Raw genomic sequence first — 19,994 nt, forward strand, 5'->3', positions numbered from 1 at the left:
GACCAAGCACTAATAGAAATGGCTGCCCTCAAGGTAAAATGACCTTGAGGGCAGCCTTTTGTTATATGCCTGTGTTATGCCTTGGTTGACTTACATCCCTTCAGTTTGGCTGCTGCCTCCAAGCCATTTTTGACAGTCCAGCCGTTATCGTTCACATCTTTAAATTTCTCGCCGATCGCATCGTTCGGCTTGAGCAGATCATCCAATTCTCCCGTAGCCTTGGATTCGTTCGGTGAAAGGATATCCACCTCAAGAGGTCCAAACCCGGCTGAAAGCTTAGGTGATCCCTGAACACAAGGTGATCCTTTTTCCCGCTTCCATTCATAACCTCCGGCTATTGATGCAGGCCCGCCTTTGACCTTCACACCGACTTCGAAAGCCGTATGATTGGAAGGCAGCCCTTCACCGGGCGCAATGTCAATTCCACCGCCGAAGCCGGCTCCAATCTCACCGCAAATTGCCCAGTCGTCGCCTTCCTTACAGATTTTCGCTCCAATGCCGACGAAGTTGTAAATGGATCCGCCGACACAGCCTTGGCCGCAAGGATCGCGGACAACGATCGGGTTGTTATTCACGTATGCGTACAAGTTGGCCTGCCCGCTGTCGAAGTAGATCGGATCTCTTGCCGTCCATCGTGCCGACACAGGATCATAATCCCGGGAGCCGAAACGCACTAGTTTGGTGTCTTCATCCGCTATCCCCCCGGCAAAGCCGATATCGAGCTTGAACGACGGATTCGTATCGGAAAGCTGTACGCCGAAGCTGTCATACTTCATTTCCTTAACCAGCTTCCCGTCGGCGTCCAGTACCTGAACCGGTGTTCCCGCCTGATCCGTAACCGTCTCATAGCGGATGCCGTTTCTCTCCAGACCTAACAAATACCCGCTCAGGTCGTAATGATACCAGGTAACGACACCATCCGGTCCAACAGCTGCACTTACGGATTTCGGGTGCATTCTGTTGCCGTACAAATATTGAGTCTTGCCTTGAGCGTCTTCGCGTGCCGTCATTCGTCCCATGCCATCATAGGTGTAATGAATGAAATCCTCATTGGCGGACGCCTCAAGCAATTCGCCTTTCGGCCCGTAACGGAACGTATCATCTCCCCGTTTCGTCATAAAACCGTCCGCATCGAATTCATACGCCGTATTCCCTGATTGCTGCAGCTGGTCGAAGGCACCGTAAGTGCTGATTTCCCTCGCTGCGCCGGTGATTTCACGTATCGTACGGTTTTTGTTGACATCATATTCGTAATGTTCCGTAATGGAAGCCTCTCCGTTCAGGGTACGCACCACGTCGGTTAATTGATCGTCAGCATCGTACGTGTAGGTAAACGTCTCAGCTGCTCCGCCGCTGACTACTGTCTTAGTCTCGACGAAATTACGCAGATCGTACGTATAAGCGACGCGGTAAATTTCAGCCCCTTTGGCAGTATAAGCAATGCTGCTCACCCGTCCCATGTCATCATAGCTTCTGCTTACTGTAATTTGTCCGTCGTCAATGCTGTCCAGCCTTTTGTTCGGCCCGTTGTATCCGAAACTGTAAGGACCGGCTTGTTTTACCTCAAAATCGTTGTTGTAGCCTACCGCATCGATTCTGATCTGATTCCCGTATACGGATGAGGTAACTGAAGAAACAATGTTTGTTAACAGACCAAACTTAGTATTGCTGTAACTGAACCTGCCGTTCGCATCGCCCGTAAATTCGGTGGCTGTAATATTCAGGCCGTCATAGGCGAACTTCACCTGCTGCGCATCCTTATACACATTGTTCGTCACACTGCTGACCGTTTCGAATCTGCCCCACTTTTCACCCGGAGCGTATGAGATTCCCCGTTGGATGTCCGTATCATTGATACCAGTCAACTGGTCTCCCTCATAAGTGTAATCGATTGTTTTTCCGCTCCATAGAGTAGAGAAATCTTTCGAAGAGGTAAGCGTCCGATTTACGAACAACCCGTTCGTTTCGTTCCCGAAGCGGATGCTTTCAAAAGCCCCGTCTTTGTTATAAGACTGGCTGACCGTCTCCCCGTTTGGCATCACAAGAGAAGTATGGTTCCCCATGGCGTCATAGCCAAACTCATATTGCTTTTTGCCTGGAGTAATGGTTGTTTTCAGGCGGTTTGCCTCGTCGTATTTATACGTTTTCACATACCCTGCGGCATTGGTAACTGTCTCGACTAAACCCGCTGCATTGTAGGTGTATTCCAGGAACTGGTTGCCTTGTTCGACGCGTTTCAAACGCCCTCTCTCGTCGTAGCTGTACAGGATTGGGGCAATTGTCGTGCCAGGTTCTTCAATCCGCACCGTACGGTCCCACTCATCCATGTAAATGAGAGATTGGTGTCCCTCTGCAGTGACCGTCTTCACTTTGCGTTCTGCCGGGAAGTACTCGCTTGTTCTAGAAGCTCCTTCCAGCGTTAAAGTCGTCTTCAAAGAGACAAGGCTGTAAGGATTGTTCGGATCTGACAGCACGGCTTCCCGCTTAATATCCTGATTTATTTCCTGTCTGTCGTGCGTCAGGCTTCGGATATGCGTTACATAGGCCTCACCCCATTGAGGATCGGCGGCAAAGGTCATGAAATCAATCGAATCATCCTGATACCTCTTAGTGGTCAAGGCTGTGTATTCGTTCACTGTGATTTCGGCTCCTGACGCATCCTGCACGGTAATCGACTTGATGCCGGTCTGATTTCTTACTTTGTAGATCATGACGTTTTGATCCGGGTCCGTGACTTTAACTTCGTATCCGAAATCATTTTTGGAGCGCTGCAGTGTTTTTACACCTTCACGCGGCGTTTCGGCTCTTGTCAGGAGGCCTTTGTCGTCGAAGCCGTATTTTTTGATCTGCTGCTCCGGATCGGTAAATTGCTTCATCAACCCGAAATCATCATATTCCATCGTGTAGGCTTCGCCTGCAGGACTAGTCACCTGTTTCAGCTGGCCGTTTTCCACAATCAGTTGCGTTACTTGACCGTATGCACTGACAATTTGCGTTGGAACGCCGTTGGTGTCCCTTGCGATGGTGATGGTTTCCCCTTTAAAATCCCGGATCGCGGTCAGGCGGCCCGCTTCGTCGTAATCATAGGAAACATGCGTCTTTCCGGTTAATGTGCTTACAGTGCGAAGCAATCTTCCGTTCTCGAGGCTGTAGACACCCGCGTAAGCGCTGCTGTCGTCCGGTTTGGTCCAGGTTTGGGTCTCTCCGCCGTTCTGCCCGCTGCCCGTATAGAATACCATCGCTTCCACATTCCGTACCTGCGTGAACAGATATACCCGGTCCCCCGGCCCCGCCTGCAGCAGACGCACATTAATGAGTTCAGGGTCGCGCTCTTCCTCCGCAGAGGTGATCCGCTGCACTTTCTCGACGGCACGGCGGTCAAACGAGTGGATTACTCCGTCCTGATCGATTTTGTACAGATTGCGGTTCAAGCTGGAAGAAGTATAATCCGGGAAATAGATCGTCCCTTGCTCATCCATTTCAAAAGTCAAGGTGTAGAAGATCGCTTCGGACGCATTCACTCCGTCAGCCAGATTGTACTGTGTCTCTTGGTTTTCGCTCTCAAAGTTCTCCGCAAAAGGCACCCCGGCCACATTCCGCACTTCCCCGGTCGGGTAGATCGCTTTGATCAAGGATACGCTTTTCCCTCTGGACTCGCAGCCTGACCGGCAGGGCTGTATGCTGTGATATTGCAGCACATAAATGGTACCGTCTTTGCCGATCTCGGCAGAGAGAACCGAGCCGATATTTTCTTTCGACGAAACCCCTTCCGCAACGCCGGTGCCCAGATAATTATCGTCTCTGACCGTGCTATCGGCTACGGCATAGTTGAACATGACTCCGTTAGGGTCCACCCGGTAAAGAACACTGTCATTGATAAAATAAAGCTTCCCTTCCGGTCCCACTTCATAATCCGTAAATTGGCTGCTCCACGAAATAGAGGTCGCCGGCGTACCGTCCTCGTAATATTCAGGAGTACCTAAAGGCCGGGCCGTTCCATTCCCTGCAAAATGAGTCCAGAATGTTTCTCCGGCCCTTTTGCGGTATACATTCTGAGTGGATACATCTTTCGCGTACATCGTACCGTCCGCTCCGTAAGCGATCAGTTCGTCTTGAGCGGATCTTAGCGTCTCGGCCTTTTCCGCTCCATTGCCGTCAGGAAGGATACGGTACAGATCGGATCCTTTCTTCACATAAAAGCTGCCATCGGGACCGACTACATTGCCGGGTGACGACGGGATGGAGATTCCTTCTGCAGTCCCGTTCATTTGCTCCGTTCTGTAACCCTGGTCCAAGTTCAGGAGCATATCCTGGCTGCTTAGCTTCCATCCGGCAATTCCGGTTTCTTCATAAGGGTTATTTGGGCTGACCATATAACCGTTATATTGTCGGTTCAACAAGCCATTGTCCCGGCCTTGGCGGAAATAGCCGGTACTGTCCGCCATCGAGGGGGCCTGGCCGAATGACCTCGTTCCCCCGGTTCCTCCGCCTGAACCTCCGCCTGAACCTCCTCCTCCCCCGCCGGAAGGCGGCAGTGTCCCGATATACATCGTAGAAGGATAGTGATAGCTGACGATGGCCGTATAGGGCTGCTCACCGATCAGCTTGCGGCCGTAGCGGTCCAGACCGTCCCAAGTAAACTTGGCTTTTAAGTTTTTCGTTAGAGAAGAGACCGCAAACGTTTGTTTCATGGTTTTTCCTGCGACGGTAACCGTTACGTCCGCCATCATCAGCTGCGAAGAGAGGGACCTGCCGTCGGTGACAGGCACTTCTATCTCGCCCCTCAGTTTGTAACCCGCGGTCAGATCGCTATGATAGTCCAAGGATAACGAAGTCCCCTGAATCGGGATGGATTGACCCAGTGTCTGGCTGTAGCATCCGATAATCGAACCTTTATCGTTACAAGGATCCGCTTTGCCGTCTCCCTTATCCTTCGCCGGATTGTCAACCGGATCGTTAGGCGGCATCAGCCTGTCATCCGGACGAACAATGGAGTTCTGATTGTAATCGTATGGTGAGAAATGATGTGCAGGTACTCTCCATAAGGTTTTGCCTGCATCGTAAAGTTGAGCGACTTTCAGGCGTTCCCCCGGCGTCCAGCCGAACCCGGCAAGCACCGAATCCGCCTCAGCGACCCCGTCGCCGTTTATATCGATCTGGGCGGTGCCGCCATTTTCGGAAACGACCTGAACCACATAGCCGTCAGGCTCCGCTTCCCATGCCCCTTGCTTCAGGTTATAGTAGCCGCTCGGCACAATACTGCCCACTTGCAGGTCCAGGAAATTATCAACGTACACATAAACCGGTTTGTTGAAATCCAGTCTGGTTGCCCCCGCAGCTACCGCTTCATCCGCAGAAAGCTCGACGGCATAGGTGTAAGCTACACTGGAAGGGATTTCGCCGGGCATAGATTCCTCGCCTTTGTCGCCGACCGTGTACTCTGTCGCCCGGACGTTCAACTTATCCAGCGTTCTGACAGTACCGTCAGGAAGCTGGATCGTAGCTGTCGTACCCGGTTGAAACAGTACCGCCGCCTGCCGCGAACCGTCCTCGTCCGTGACAAGGCTGCCCCGGGCCGCCTGCACTTCGGTTGAACCACTCAGTGTTACTTCCGTAACTTTCGTGTCATATGGCTTGAGCACGACATCCGGCATCGTGTGAAACTCGTTCCAGTCCGCAGGTGCCTTGCGCTGTACGGTCATGTAGCCGGCCTTTTCAAATTGAAGCGTTATGCCTTTCCCTCCGTTGACGACAATATCATATGCCCCGTCCAGGCGGGAGGCCGTCATACCGTAATCGTTGTGATTGAGAACAGTCACTTTTACGCCGGGAATAGGGCTGCCTTCCGTGTCCTGGACTTTGCCTGTCACCACACTCATCTGCTCTTCCCTCAAGACGCCGGGAGTAACTCCGTATTGAACCGGATTCAATCCTGTGTACAGGAAGGACACGGAGTCTTTGAAGCTGACTGTGTTGGTATCCGGAAGCGATGGAGCGATCGTACCCGGGTCCGGCGGGATTCTCAGTGTATCAGGCTTAGCGGAGACAGGTTCCGACTTGATAGACTCCGCATTGTCCGTCCTTACGGCAGTGACGGCAAAAGTGTACAGCTGCCCGTTCGTTAGCGGCTTCGCCGTGTAGCGGGCCGTCTTGCCGACACTCACGCCTGTATTCCAGGAAGAACCACCGTTCATGGAGGTGTACACCCGGTACTCTTTCAGATCGGCAGCTGTTACCGCGGTCCAGCCGAGTTTCACTTCGCCTTCGCCCGCGCTGGCTGTCAGGCCTTGCGGAACGATGTACTTGCTTGGCGTGCCGCTGACTAGGGCGGACTTGGCAGATTCGTTATCATTGATATCTACAGCGCTGACAGCGAACGTATACTTCGTACCGTTCATTAACCCGCTGGCAAGGAACGCTGCCGTACGCGCCTGCTGGGCAGGACGCCAGGTGGTGCCTTGATCCGTGGATACGTACACGTTGTAGTGGTCCTTATCTGCGTCGGCAATTTCGTTCCAACGCAGGGACAGCATGCCGTCCCTGACGTCGGTTATTTGCAGTCCTGCAGGAACTGCAGGTGCCGTCGTATCCGAGCTGCTAGGCTTAATTTTCACTCCTGCGGATCTGGCGGACTCATTGTTGTTCGTGTCCATCGCGGACACTTGAATTGTATATTCTACGTTATTTGTCAGGTTGGTCACTTTGTATGAAGTGGCGGTTCCTGTATAGATCCGGTTAAAGCCGCCAGTTGCGGTATTTGTTACATAGATGTAATAACTTTGCAGATCGTCATCGGAAACTGCGTTCCAGGTAACGTTTGCTGTTTTGCTTCCCGCAACGGCCGCAAGTCCCGTCGGAACTGCCGGAGGCGTACGGTCAGGGCCTGCAACCGGAATGACCGTTACGCTTGCCGATTTTGCCGATTCATTGCCGCTGGCATCGATGGAGGTCATGGCAAACGTGTAAGCAGTTCCGCCTTTTAGCCCCCCGTAATAGTACATGGTTACCGGATCGACCAGAATTCCCATGTCCCATGAAGTTCCGCCGTCGGTGGATTTGTAAATTTTGTACTTTGCCAGGTCGGCGTCCATGACTTTGGACCAGACCAGCACCGCCGCGTTGCTTTCCGGAATGCCCATCATAATGACCGGAACAGCCGGTGGCGTGCGGTCCACATTAGAAGGCTGCGGTGTGGCGGTGGCGGTGGCGGATTTTGCAGATTCCTTTCCGCTGCTGTAGGTTGCGGTTACGGCAAACGTATACGCTGTGCCGTTGGTCAGACCGGAGACCGAATAGCTGTTGTTGATGCCAACGGCTGTACCTGCATTCCATGTGGCACCATTGTCAGAAGACATGTAGACGGTATATTTCACCAGCTGGGTTGTGCCTCCCGGTATAACGGGCGTCCATAGCAATTCGACCGAGGCGTCGCCTGCCGTGGCGGTCAGTCCCGCCGGGACAACCGCCGGCGTGTTGTCTTTCGGTGTCGCTGTTGTACTAGTTGATTTGGCCGATTCATTGCCGCGAGCATCGAAGGCCGTTACGGCAAAAGTATATGCAGTGTCGTTGGTGAGCCCGGACACGGTGAACTGGGTTACATGACCGGCATTTACCGGAGCCAGCCAGTTCGTGCCTCCATCGGTGGAAACGTAGATGTTATACCCCTTAACGCCCTCCTCGGCGGAAGAAGCCGTCCATTGAAGCGTCACTTGACCGTTTCCGGCTTCCGCTTGCAAGCTGCCCGGAGCGTTTGGCGCTGTCAAATCCACCGGCGTCGCTTTGGCAAAAACCGATTTGGCTGAAGTATTCCCTGCCTTATCCGAAGCTGTCACAGCAAAGGTGTACTCGGTGTCGTTCGTCAGGCCGCTGACTTTATACTCCAAAGCGCTACCTGCTTCAATACCCGGCTGCCATGACATTCCCCCGTCTGCGGAGACATAGAGTGTATATCCTTTCAAGTCCGCTGCCTCTGCTGCAGACCATTTCACGAGAACGGAGCCGTCCTGAGCTGTCGCCGTAATCTCTCCAGGCGCATCCGGCGGAGTCAGATCAATTGGTGTTGCCGAAGCTGCGGCCGATTTCGGGGACATATTGTCCGAGTTGTCATATGCGGTTAAAGCGAATGTATAAGCTTGATCATTTATCAGCTTATCGACGGTATAGGACGTTACGCTGCCGACATGCACGCCGGCATCCCAGGTGGTTCCGCCGTCAAGCGAGCTGAACAGCTTGTAGCCGGCCAGGTCTTTCTCCGTGTTCGCCGTCCACGACAGCTTCACGGACTGATCGCCCGCCTTAGCCTGCAAGCCTTGCGGTGCCGCAGGAGCGATCTTGTCAATCGGCGCTGCGCTGACCGCTGCCGATTTCGCGGATTCGTTGCCGGCATAATCCAGCGCCGTCACCGTAAACCGGTACGCTGCACCGTTCTTCAGCCCGGCTGCCGTATAACCCGCCGCCTGGCCCGCCAGCACCTCGCGGCTCCAGCCTTCCTCTTCGCTGGTCACATACACCTTGTAACCCGCTGTATCCAGCGTGGTTACCGGGTTCCAGCGAAGCTTCACAAACCCGTCGCCCGTCTCCGCAGCCGTTACCCCGACGGGCACAGCCGGCGGATACGTATCACCGACCGGCGGCGTTACCTGGTCCGTCACCACGAAGTAGCCCGTGAGAACGTTCCTCTCATAGAGCTCAGCGCCGCCCGGCTTGCTGACGCTCACCGCCGCTTTATACAGGCCGGGCTTTGCATCGGCCGGTACGGACCAGGCAATGGGGAACAAGTACTTCTTGTTCGCCAGCATCACTTGGTTGTTGTAAGTATGGCCATGCACTTTCGTGCCCAAGGCATTATACAGGTCTACATTCACCTGCACGGTGGTGTTCAGCGTGCTGGTGACCACGGCGGTTCCGGTCAGTTTGGAACCGGCCTTCACCAGGTAGGGGCTGGCGAACGCGGCTGCCGTGTACCTGGCCGCCGCATTCGGCGCAGGCGCCTCTACCGGCGGCTGCACCTCCAGCTTGAGCAGCTGAGGCTGCTCCGTGTAGACGGCTTTCCCTGCGCCGTCGGTCACGCGAACCCCGACCGTGTACAACCCGGTCGGGACGCCGTCCGGCACGTTCCACGCGAACGCGAACGTGCGCTCCTCGCCGGCAGCAAATACCCCCTTGGGGTATTGCTGCTGGGCGACCACATTCCCTGCAGGTCCTTTCACCTGCAGGGACAGGGCGGCTTCGCCGCCAGCGCCGGCGGCCACCTTCACGGTGAAGGCCGCTTGGGCGCCGGTCTTGACCGCCGTCTGCTCTGCGGCGGCCGAGACCATGAACCCTTGGATGCCCGCCGCCTGGGCGGTTTGGGCATCCCCGGACAGCTCCGCTGCGCTCGCCGTGCCGGGCAGCGCAGCCGGAAACACGCTGTTCAGCAGCGTGAGGCAGATCAGCGACAGGCTGATCGACCGCGAGGCGTTTCTTTTAATCCGATTCCAACTCATTATTCATTCTCCCTTTCCCTTTTGAGTAGCTAAGGGTCAACATTTCTCATCCCATACGGAATTATAGAATGGCGGCCCGCTCCCGGGAAGGTTGAACTTCTTTCACCCCTGTACCGTGACGTGGGATACTTACATCCTCCAAATGCACAAAAAAACAGCCCCCTCAAAGCCCAAAGGAAGCTGCTCCCTGCCGATCCCCTATTTCAGCAATTTATTCCGTATGCTGCGGATCTGCGTTTTGATCGTATTCAGCGATTTGTTCAGCTTACCCGAAATTTCCGATCGGCTGTAGCCGCGCTCTTTCAACTCATGAATTTCCCGCTCCGACGGAGTCAGCAGCATCAGCCGGATCTCCTCCCGCATCGTAGCGGCCGAATCCGGATGGATCGAAGCCGTTCCCGCATGCGCTTCGCGAATGGCCCGGACAATGTCCTGAAAACTGCTTTTGTTAATATAGTTGACCGCCCCGTTTTGGAACGCTTTGACGATAATTTCTTTTTCCGTGAGCGAAGTCAGCATAATGATCTTCACTTGAAAATCTTTCGCCAGCATCAATTCCTTCGTCGTTTCCAGCCCGTCGAGCTGATTTTCCGTCAGGTTAATATCCATCAAAACGACATCCAGATCATGCAAAGCCGCCGCTTCCAGCGCCTCCTTCTTTGTGGCGGCCGTCTGGACAATCTCAATATCCTCTTCTTTGTTCAGATCGGACGACAGTCTTTGCCTCCAAAACTCATCATCCTCCACTAGCATAACCCGTATTCTGCGTTCCATTTCCGATTCTCCTTAAAAGACGCCGACCCGCATCCGTGCGGGACGTTCCGTCATTGGTAACATGCGCACCCGTTTGGCCGGAAACCTGATCTCCATCCAGGTCCCCTTGCCCAATTCCGTTTCGACGAGCCGGATGCTACCCCCGTGTTTGTGCATAACGCCGTAGCAGTAATTGAGGCCGAGGCCGTAATTGGAAAGCCCTTTTTTGGTAGTGAAAAAAGGATCGAACATCCGCGCCGCACTCTCCTCCGACACCCCCGCCCCGTTATCCTTGATCCAGATCATTACCTCTTTTTTGGATTCTGCGAGGGTGATAGACAGTTTGCCTTTATCCGGTTCCATCGCGTCCACCGCGTTGACCAGCACATTATTGAGCACTTCTTTCACGTGCGCCGCGTCGCAAAGCAAGATGGGATCGGTTCCAATGTCGGTTACCAGCTGAATCCGTTTCTCTTCCAGCATCGGCGAGAGCGTCTGTACACTGTACTCCAGCAAATCTACCAGGCGGTACTCCTGCTCCTGCATTTCGATTTCCCCGGTCCTGTCCTTGATCTGATTCATCATATTCAAAATATGCTCCGCCACAAAATCCAGGCTTTCCAGGTTCCGCAGCGTCTCCGCCCGGTCCCCCTTCTCAACTGCGCTTCGCATTCGGCCGCTCAAATAGTTGATTTTCTGCACTTCATTTTTGATCGTATGGTTTAAAATCAGAGCCCCCTGTGTCAGGTTTCGCATGGAATAGTCCAATTTTTGCTGCTCTATGCGGAGCTTGATGCCCATAAAGCCGTATTTCATCGCGTACACTACGAAAAATGCTACGAAAATCAGCGCAATCAGCACATTCAACTGCCACATGTTATTGCTGGCGATCTCGAGCCCATTCTTAGTAATCAGAAAATGGTTCATGCCGTAATAATCGGTTGCATAGAGAAAACTGATGCATAGCGTCAGAGCCAACGCCGTACGGAAGCTGTTCCGCTGCTGGGAAGGGTTCCGCTCGATGAGGTATCTCAACCAGTAAATCAGAATTCCGCAGGCAAAATAAACGCCCGAGAGCACCCTAAACGCCGGATGTCCCAGCTGCAGCTCCGGGTACAGGGGAGGTATTGCCGCGATATACACGGCAATCGGTGCCGATAGCGCCGCGCTGAAGGATAGGATCGTCCTTGCGTTGAACCTTCGGGTAAATACCAGGGCGCACAGCAAGAACACAATAGGGAGAAAATGATATTCCGCTCCCCAGGCGATCATCGTGAATATCCGCAGGGCTTCGATGGCCTCAGGCGGAGCTGAGACCGTTCGCAGCCAAGGCATTAGAGCCAGATTGATAACGACCGAAAAGCTCGCGAAGCCGGTGAGGAACAGCAGTCCGCTGAACCAGCGGGTGTGCGGGTTGGAGCGGTTGTTTATCAGCATGATGGCGCCCACAGTCCACAAGGACAGAAAGATTAGGCAATAAAAGATAATCATAAAGTCAGCCTCCAAAAAAAACGTTGCTAACCCCTTTACGTTACGGCAGGGGCGGGCCGGGTGAAAAAAGTTCAACCTTCTGCTGCGGTACTCCATGCTACTATACTGAGGTCACAGCGGGGGATTCTCCCCTAGGCTGAATCGACAAGGACAGATAGAAGGGATGATTTGACATGAAAAAAGGAAGAATCGCCGTAATCGCGCTGGTTGCTGCAGCTTTAACAGTCGGGGCGGCTTTGACTGCATTTGCAAAACCGGAGGCCAAACCAGGATCGGGCGCAGTAGTTGCTGCTGCCAAAGCGGAAGCCAAACCTGAGGTATAATCCGGGCGAAGAAGCACTCCGCCGACGATTTGCATTTGCCGGCCAGCTGCAAAGCTGAGCCGGCTGTAAGTCGTGCCGTTTCATTTCCATAAGCTACCTATATTATAATACGGTAGACCCATTTCTGGGATGCGCATGAAGACCTATGCATTTCGACAAAAAATGCTCGTTTTCAGTCCAAAAACGCCACGTGGCGCCGTTTTCCTGTCATGCACCGTCATGTATGACAATAATTCTGATGCCCAATTACAGTGAAGGTACTTTTGTCCGCTGCACTTACCCTAACCCAGGAAATTGTCTATAATCTGCTTAACACTAATTAGACAAAGGAGGAAGACACATGGTACAGCTGGCTCCTATGAATGAATCGCAATATGCCCGGTTTCGGGAGAGGTCGCTGAGGGATTTTGCGGCTGATAAAGTGAAAATAGGCGCATGGAGCGAAGATGAGGTTCCCAAGCTTGCGGAAGCGGCATTCCTACGGTTTTTGCCTGAAGAAGCGGATACCCCTGGGGCGCATTTTTTAGCGGTTATCGATGAGAATCAGTCCCTCCATGTCGGAGAGATTTGGCTGCAGATCAGCGAAAGCCCTGCGGGTACGTCTGCCTTTTTATACGATATTGTGATCTATGAAGCCTTCCAGGGACAGGGCTATGGCAAGCAGACGATGGCTGCCCTGGACGATACTGCCCGGGGCCTGGGTGCACGCAGCATCTCTTTGCATGTGTTTGGATTTAACGAGCGGGCGAGGCATTTGTACGAGAAATCAGGTTACATCATAACAGACTACCACATGACAAAGGAGCTTAATTAGCCATCACCGGGCATTCCCTGCATTCCCTGCACTACCTGCTCTGCACATTCCCTACTCAACAAAAAAAGCCACCCGCAGGTGGCTTCTTTTATACTTTCAATTCTCGTCCGGTATCAACGTGCCTGGATAAATATTTTTGCCGTAGAAGATTTCATCCATCTCCCATTGCACGCTCTCTGTGATTTCTTTTTGTTCCTCGGGGCTCAGCGAGTCCTTCGTGTAACCGAACAGGTAGTTGTTCAGATCGAAATTGCGCAGCTTGCATTTGGTATGGAAAATATGCTCCTGATACACATTCACATCGATCATATGATACAGATCTTTAACATCGTCCGGAATGTAGTTTTGGATGGAGCTGATCTCGTGGTCGATAAACAGCTTGTGCCCGCTCGTATCGCGCGTAAAGCCGCGGACCCGGTAATCGATGGTCATGATGTCCGTATCAAAAGAATGGATCAAGTAATTCAATGCCTTCAAAGGCGAAATTTCACCGCAAGTAGATACGTCAATGTCAGCGCGGAACGTACTGATCCCCTCGTCCGGATGGAATTCAGGGTACGTATGTACCGTTATATGACTTTTGTCCAGCTGAAGCACTACGTTATTCGGCAGCGGCCCGGGTGACTCCTCAAACGACTCGTCGGGCACTTCCACCACGGGACCTTCGGACACCAGCATCGTCACGCTCGCCCCCTGCGGCACATAGTCCTGCTTAGCCACATTCAGCACATGCGCCCCGATGATATCAGCTACCGTTTTCAAAATATGAGTCAGCCGATCCGCATTATATTGTTCATCGATATACTCTAAATAAGCTTCGCGCTCTTCTTTTGTTTTCGTATAGCAAATGTCGTACATATTGAAACTGAGAGATTTGGTCAGGTTGTTAAATCCATGCAGCGTAATGACTTGCTCGGGTGTCAGGCTCATGAGTGCAGTTCTCCTTTATCCTTAAACATGTATTTTATATTTCCCCGTCCTTTGAATAAAATACCATGCATAGCCCGAATTGAAACCTTGACAGTTGAACCGGATATCGATTATATTGGTAAAAAATAACACCCTTACGACGGAAGCACCCGTAAGCGAAGGCGATCATCGCCTTTTCTTCGGGTGCTTTTTTGCGCCGTAAAAGGTGTATAGGAGGTTCTTTTTTATGTTCATTGCCTATCGATTTCCTATGCGTTTTCTACTGATCCTGATGCTCCAATTGTCTTTGCTTGCCGCTGCTGATTTAATTTTACCGCTTTCCCCGGCTGAGGCTTCCGCCTGGGTGCAAGTCAGCGATACAACCCGGACCCGACTGAACGAGATGATATCTTCCGCCGCTCCAGCCGATGCGGAAAAGCTGCGCACACTTTTCGGAGAGACCGAAATTCTCCTCGCCCAAAAATCGGAACTGGAATCGTTCAACTATCAGCTTCATAGGGACAGCGGCCAGGCGCTGACAGCCCTTCGCAAAGAAATTCGTGCCGTAGACGCGCCTCTAATTACTCAATGGGAAGCGCAAGTTGCGTCTGCAAAAGCTCAGGCTAAGCCACTGCTCGATGCCTATTATGCATCATACCAGCAGTGGAAACAGGCCCGTGCTGACAAGCACAAAGACCGAACCGCCTACCATAAAGCCGCCATGGACCGGATGAAAGCGCCTGTTGCCCAGGCGAAGCAGGACATCCGCTCGAAACAGGAGATCCTGAAAAATGTCCGCGCTGCCGCTTATCAGAAAATCAAGCACCTGCGGGCTATGATCGCGGAAACTCAAGGCCCTTATAAGCAAATCGGCGTAGAGCGCGCGGTAATCAACAGCACGTCCAAACAGATACCGGATCAGACTAAATATTTGAACGCCAGCGCCAAAAGCAAAAACCTCAGCAGCACGCTTCATGCCCTCCGCACGCTGAATAGTCTGCTAGGCATCATGCTGGCGAAGCAGGAAGCCATCCTGCAGCAGGAGCAGGCCATCGCTTCCATTGTGCAGCGCGTCCGGCAGCAGCTTGCCCGCTAGCTGCGCCCTCTGGAGGCTAAGCCGCAGCTAAGCAACGCGCTAATACCAGCCTCCAAACTGCACTGACCCTAACCCTACTCCTCGTCCCACGGGGGCGAGTCGTCGCTCCACGGCGCCGTCTCCTCCGGCGCCGGCCTCTCCCGGATCCGCTGGATCACATCATCCAGCCGCTCCGGCTTCAGCAGTTCGACCGGCGATACGCCCCGGTCGAACTGGAACAAATCGCCTTCGATCAGGACGACATATCGTCCATTCTCTTCGGCGATGTGGATGCGCTGGCCGTAATCGGCCAGCAGTCCGCGCACAGCGACGTGATCGAGCTTGAACTTCAGCTCGAGATCCTCTTTGTGCACGGTTAGCTGCGCCGCGGCCTCCACTACATGCTCGTGCTCCCAGCGCTCCTGCAGCTCGCGCTTGTCGCTGTGGGCCCACAGCTCGAAGCTGTGCTCCTCCTGCACGCGCTCCTCGTGGTCCGCGCCGGCATCCTGCCATTTCTCTTCGATATACTGCTTCACCATCGTTGTAACCTGTTCGTGCACGATCTCAGGCATCGACTTTTCGTACGTGACAAACTTCAGGAAATCCTCAAAATACCTCGCATGGGAGGCCTGATGGATTTTCAGCTCGTAATCGTCGATCATGCCCTCTTCAATCAGGAACGGGTATTGGATGGACTTCATATTTTTCGCTGTAATGGCCATATCCACGGCGGCAATCAAGCTCCGCTCATCCGCAATCCGGACCACCTTCGGTTCGAAGTCGCATTTCAGTACAAAAATGAAAGGCTCGTCAAAATACTCCCGCAGCCGTGCGCTGGCCACAATCAGGGCGCCTCCGCGTACCGCGCTCGTATCCATGTATACGCGGACCAGATCGTCGCACTGCTCTTGAAAGTCTTCCGCGCTGTCCGCATGGCGGAGCCTTTGAAACAGATTATAGTTCGGATTGCTGCTCAATTCATGCCCCGGCTCAACAATAAAGCGCCCGATCTTGGTCGGCGCGTTCTCCGTATCCGGGTTCTTGTCGACTTTGCGCTTGCTGATCCTGGCGAATTCCCCGTCCAAAAACTGCCGGATATCACTGGTCATATAATCCCCTTCGTCCAGCGTCCGAAAATGCTTATAATCTTTGCCGCCCGCTGCGGAGCCGTCCGCTTGAATAACGAAGAACGACAAATACTGTACCGTATAATTCATAGTGCCTCCCCCAATGAAACGAATTAGAAATAGAAAAAGACCGCCGGATAGACGGTCCCGAGAAGGTAAAGCTCGCTCAGCTATGCCTGCGGCAATCCTTCATATTCCGCAATGACGGCCTTGATTTCATCTGGAATCGGCGTGCTTTTTCCGGTTTTGGTGTCGATCAGCACGATAGCTCCGCGCCCTGCAGCTTTCACCCCGCCGTTTACAACGACAGCATATTCGATATCCAGGGAAGACCGTCCGATTTTGGCGACGCGGACATGCAGCTGCAGCGGATCCCGCAAATAGAGCTGGGCCAGATACTGGCACTCCAAATCAGCTACAACGGATACGCGGTCTTCTCCGAACAGCTCCTGCGATAAGCGCAGGTTCTCAAAATATTCAATCCGGCCCTGCTCGAAGTACATGAAGTAGCTGACGTTATTTACATGTCCGAGCATGTCGGTTTCACAATAACGGATTTTAATGGGAATAGAAAAATGAAACTTCTCAAGCCAGCTCTGCGGATCAGGCTGGACGAACGCGGCCTTGCTCATGGGCGTATCTCCTCTCGTGATTAAGGTTGCCACGATTCATTGTAGAACTAAGCAGCTGACTTGGCAACCAAATGTCACTCCTTTTGGCGCTTGATTTTATTAAAAGCAGCACCATGTTGTACTTTGTACAACATTTTCGCAACCAAAGAGTTCATTTTGAGCAAAATGTTGTACAAAGTACAATAAATCTGCGTACGGGCAGCATGATTTCACCGAATATGTTGTACAAGTTGCAACATTTGCACAAATTCATGCCCAACAATGCTCCAAATGTTGTACATAATACAACCCTGACCCCCGACAACATTGTACAGTCTCGAAACGGACAACTACTGTTCCCTCCCTGCAGCAGAAACAAAAAAGAGCCGCTTCCGCAGCCCTTACTTAAACCAGCCCTTTTCTTTAAACCGGGTGATCGCTTCTATCCGGTTGCTGACGTTCAGCTTATCCAGGATCACGGAGATATAGTTACGGACCGTACCGGTAGTAATGAACAGCTGGCCGGCAATCTCCTTGGTATTCTTCCCGTCCGCGATCAGGGTGAGTACTTCCTTTTCCCGTTCGGTTAGCGGGCTTTCCTCTTCGTAGGCTTCATCAACAAGCTCCGAGGTATAGATCCGGCGTCCGCCTACGATGCTGCGGATCGAATCGGCCAGTTCCTCACTAGGGCTGTCTTTCAGCAAGTATCCGTGCGCACCCGCTTTAATCGCCCGCTCGAAATACCCGGACCGGGCAAAGGTTGTCAAGATCATTATTTTACAGCCGGTACCTTTCAGCTGTTCCGCCGCTTCCAGACCTGTCATGACGGGCATTTCAATGTCCATCACACAGATATCCGGCTTGTGCTCCAGCACCAGCTTAACCGCGTCAGCCCCATTTCCTGCGCGTCCGACAACCTGCATATCCTCTTCCAGATCCAGCAGCGAGGCGAGAGCGCCCAGCAGCATCCGCTGGTCCTCTGCTATGACGATTCGAATCATCCTTCCGCCTCCTTTGCATACTGTACCGTCACGTTCGGCACTCTGATGGTAACCCGGGTTCCTTCACCCGATTGGATGTCCAAACAGCCGTTGACAAACTCCAGCCGTTCTTTCATCCCCCGCAGGCCGCTGCCCTTGTGGATCGCCGTGGATACAGGCATCCCGATACCATTGTCCTGGACCGTGACGACCAGTTCCGCCGGCGCAGGCCGGATGACAATGGAACATTCGGTTGCCCGGCTGTGCCGCACGATGTTCGTCACTGCTTCTTTCAGGCACATGCTGACTACATTTTCGTTCATTAACGAAGTATTGGTCAGCACCGGGTCGCCCTCCAGCGCAAATCCGATTTCCGCCGCTTTCAGAATTTGCTTTAACCTGAAAATCTCGTCCTCCACCCTGGTTCCGCGCATCTGCGTTACCAGCTCACGCACTTCCTTGAGCGCCGCTCTGGCTGTTTGGCGCACATCCGTAATCTCGGTCAGCGCCTGATTCGGATTTTTGCGGATCAGTTTGCCGGCGAGGTCGCTTTTAAGTCCGATCAACGATAACTTCTGACCGAGCGTATCATGCAGGTCCCTTGCAATTCTCTGCCGCTCTTCAAGCTTTACCAGCTCGGAAATCCGCTTATTGGCATCCTCCAGTTGAACATGCAGCTTATCGCTCTTGTTGCGGTTGTAAGTCGTTACCGGCAGCAGGATCACGGCAATCAGGCTCACCAGCACAAAAGGCAGCTGCGTGATCAGCACTTGATTTTGCGTTACAAAACCGTAGTTGATCGTGATGACCGTTGATATCAAATGTATCGTATAGAGCACGAAAAACCCGGCCCTGTGCTGAATGTTCCCAATGAAGAAAGCCAAAAACAGCGCAAAGTACACATACCCGAACCATAGTGTCATCGCTATACATATCAGAATCTGCACACTCGTCCAAAAATACAACAGCCATCCCTTCGACAGAAAGGACAGCACGTAGCATACGAAGAAACCTAGTATCATGATAATGCCGAACACCATTTGGTAGGTTGATGACGACCGGAAGATGAAATAGAAGGGAAGGATGTAGAAGACCACCCATACGTAAGGGCTTAGTCCTGTATTTCTCTGGAATATCTGGTACCACTTCTGCACGGGCATCCCTCCTGCCTCTATTTTCGCTTATTCTCCCTTTATGCACAAGACCTGTGATTACGCATTATCCGGCAGTCTTGCTCCTTTTCACCATTTCGGATGGCACAGCTGCAGCTTTCAGGACCGGTTCAGAAGCAGAGCCTCCAGCCATCCTGCGCTTCATCTGTTTAAAGCTGATAAACGTCTGCCGCGCTTCGTCATACAGATGGAATTGCAGAGACTTCAAACTGGTACGCAAGGTAATGGTCGTAGCTTTTTGCAACGGCGGAGTGGCGTTGTGCGCTTTTTCCAAATGATAATTCGGCACTTTCGGGCTCAAATGATGCACATGGTGGTATCCGATGTTCCCTGTAATCCACTGCAGCACTTTCGGGAGCTGATAGTACGAGCTTCCTTCCACTGCGGCCTTCACGTAACTCCAGTCTTCCTCGTTCTCAAAATAAGAGTCCTCAAACGTATGCTGCACATAAAACAGCCAGATGCCGAGCAGCCCGGAGAAAAAGAACACCGGCGCCTGTACCAGCACGAATGCCTGCCAGCCGATCAGCCAAATCAGAAGGGCATATAAGCCTGCAATCCCCGCATTAGTCACATACGTATTGATGACTTCCTTTCGACGCGCATCTTTACGGTTGAAACGGTATTGAACGCCGAATACAAAGAGCGGCCCTAGTACGAACATCACGAACGGGTGACGGTAAGCGTGATAGGACACCCTCGTCCAGAAGGAAGCTTTCTTGTACTCTTCAACTGTAAGCATCCACAAGTCGCCTACTCCTCTTTTGTCCAAATTGCTGCTGGTAGCATGATGGACGGAGTGGCTGTGTTTCCATTGCTGGTAGGGTACTAGTGTAAGAATCCCGAGAATCGTCCCTAGAATGTCCATTCCGCGGCGGCTCTTCAGAAAGGAGCCATGACAGCAGTCATGGAACATAATGAACGCACGGACTACGAAGCCCGATGCGGCCATGGCCAGCGGCAGCGTCAGCCAGTACGATACGCTGAGGCTGAAATAAGCGGCTGCCCACAGGGCGAACAGCGGAATTAAGGTGTTATAAATCTGCTTCATACTTGCTTTGGTGTCAGTTTTTTCAAAGGGAATCATGTTCTTTTTTAGTTGGACTATGGGATTTTGATTGGATTGACTCATCGAAAATTCCTCCTCGTGACGCTTATGTCTTCGCATTGGTGCGCCGAAGCTATATGCCCCTAGTAAAAGTATAGCCAATTCCCGGCAATATACGTAAGACATAAACGTCATGGAGAAAGATA

At 52.7% G+C, this 19,994-nt stretch carries 12 protein-coding genes; 3 read left to right on the forward strand and 9 right to left on the reverse strand.

Annotated features, from left to right (window positions below; translation table 11 throughout):
- Positions 1-74: 74 nt before the first annotated feature.
- From ACFSUF_RS02260 to ACFSUF_RS02270, 3 genes are all read right to left on the reverse strand, one after another.
- Positions 75-9,485, reverse strand: a complete 9,411-nt coding sequence (locus ACFSUF_RS02260) for a fibronectin type III domain-containing protein (RefSeq protein ID WP_377599676.1) — start codon at positions 9,483-9,485, stop codon at positions 75-77.
- A 198-nt stretch (positions 9,486-9,683) separates the two neighbouring features.
- Positions 9,684-10,259: a response regulator gene (locus tag ACFSUF_RS02265; protein WP_377599678.1), complete on the reverse strand. Its 576-nt coding sequence runs from the start codon at positions 10,257-10,259 to the stop codon at positions 9,684-9,686.
- A gap of 12 nt (positions 10,260-10,271) precedes the next feature.
- Positions 10,272-11,729 (reverse strand): sensor histidine kinase, encoded by a 1,458-nt coding sequence (locus tag ACFSUF_RS02270; RefSeq protein WP_377599680.1) that lies wholly within the window; start codon positions 11,727-11,729, stop codon positions 10,272-10,274.
- A 173-nt stretch (positions 11,730-11,902) separates the two neighbouring features.
- Between ACFSUF_RS02270 and ACFSUF_RS02275 the strand changes: the two genes are divergently transcribed.
- Together ACFSUF_RS02275 and ACFSUF_RS02280 are read left to right on the forward strand one after the other, a co-directional pair.
- Positions 11,903-12,052 (forward strand): hypothetical protein, encoded by a 150-nt coding sequence (locus ACFSUF_RS02275; RefSeq protein WP_377599682.1) that lies wholly within the window; start codon positions 11,903-11,905, stop codon positions 12,050-12,052.
- Between the two features lie 340 nt (positions 12,053-12,392).
- Positions 12,393-12,866 (forward strand): GNAT family N-acetyltransferase, encoded by a 474-nt coding sequence (locus ACFSUF_RS02280; protein ID WP_377599684.1) that lies wholly within the window; start codon positions 12,393-12,395, stop codon positions 12,864-12,866.
- A 96-nt stretch (positions 12,867-12,962) separates the two neighbouring features.
- Here the strand turns inward: ACFSUF_RS02280 and speD are convergent, their stop codons facing one another.
- Positions 12,963-13,796, reverse strand: a complete 834-nt coding sequence (gene speD / locus ACFSUF_RS02285) for an adenosylmethionine decarboxylase (protein ID WP_377599686.1) — start codon at positions 13,794-13,796, stop codon at positions 12,963-12,965.
- 226 nt (positions 13,797-14,022) lie between these two features.
- Between speD and ACFSUF_RS02290 the strand changes: the two genes are divergently transcribed.
- A complete protein-coding gene (locus ACFSUF_RS02290) occupies positions 14,023-14,871 on the forward strand; it encodes a hypothetical protein (protein WP_377599687.1) in 849 nt (282 codons plus the stop codon).
- Positions 14,872-14,945: 74 nt separating this feature from the next.
- Here ACFSUF_RS02290 and ACFSUF_RS02295 read toward each other — a convergent pair whose 3' ends face one another.
- The 5 genes from ACFSUF_RS02295 to ACFSUF_RS02315 form a co-directional block, all read right to left on the reverse strand.
- Entirely contained in the window at positions 14,946-16,067 is a 1,122-nt protein-coding gene (locus ACFSUF_RS02295) for a DUF3900 domain-containing protein (RefSeq protein WP_377599688.1), read from the reverse strand.
- Positions 16,068-16,147: 80 nt separating this feature from the next.
- On the reverse strand, positions 16,148-16,609 hold the full coding sequence (locus ACFSUF_RS02300; RefSeq protein WP_377599691.1) for an acyl-CoA thioesterase: 462 nt from the start codon (positions 16,607-16,609) through the stop codon (positions 16,148-16,150).
- Between the two features lie 380 nt (positions 16,610-16,989).
- Positions 16,990-17,589 carry a response regulator gene (locus ACFSUF_RS02305; protein ID WP_377599693.1) on the reverse strand — a complete coding sequence of 200 codons (600 nt, stop codon included), beginning with the start codon at positions 17,587-17,589 and terminating at the stop codon, positions 16,990-16,992.
- Positions 17,586-18,722 (reverse strand): sensor histidine kinase, encoded by a 1,137-nt coding sequence (locus tag ACFSUF_RS02310; RefSeq protein WP_377599695.1) that lies wholly within the window; start codon positions 18,720-18,722, stop codon positions 17,586-17,588. The genes ACFSUF_RS02305 and ACFSUF_RS02310 overlap by 4 nt, the downstream gene beginning before the upstream one ends.
- 64 nt (positions 18,723-18,786) lie before the next feature.
- On the reverse strand, positions 18,787-19,872 hold the full coding sequence (locus ACFSUF_RS02315) for a fatty acid desaturase (RefSeq protein ID WP_377599697.1): 1,086 nt from the start codon (positions 19,870-19,872) through the stop codon (positions 18,787-18,789).
- Between the last annotated feature and the right edge of the window lie 122 nt (positions 19,873-19,994).

This window comes from Paenibacillus gansuensis, from assembly GCF_042684925.1.
Classification (GTDB): Bacteria; Bacillota; Bacilli; order Paenibacillales; family DY6; genus Paenibacillus_N; species Paenibacillus_N gansuensis.